A 337-nucleotide genomic window follows, 5' to 3' on the forward strand; every position below is an offset into this window, starting at 1 on the left:
TAAGTCCATTCGCCATCGTCGGTAATGGTCAACATACCCAACGCGGTATCATTGGTCGAACCTTCCGGATTAAACGTTCCGTTGGGTTCAAAAGCAGCAACGTCGTTGTCGTCTACATCGGTGATGGTTAGCGTTCCGGAGGTTGTTAAGTTGTTGCTCTCTTGGTCGACATCGACATCTTCCGTCACTTCACCCATGTCAGAATCACCTTCACCAACAGTAATCTCTGACGGATCATCGGCACCGTTGATGGTGATGGTCACTTCACTGGTGGTTCCGTCAATCGCAGTAACAGTATAAACCTCGGTGACGAACTCATCGTCATCAAGATATTGCA

General features: G+C 48.4%; 1 protein-coding gene. It reads right to left on the bottom strand.

The genetic code is table 11. The features are described from left to right. Nucleotides 1-337, bottom strand: a 337-nt coding sequence (locus tag AB4486_RS23565; RefSeq protein ID WP_372118986.1) for a VCBS domain-containing protein, incomplete at both ends; no start/stop codon positions are given.

The organism is Vibrio sp. 10N.222.55.C6, assembly GCF_041473395.1.
In the GTDB taxonomy this organism is placed as follows: domain Bacteria; phylum Pseudomonadota; class Gammaproteobacteria; order Enterobacterales; family Vibrionaceae; genus Vibrio; species Vibrio crassostreae_C.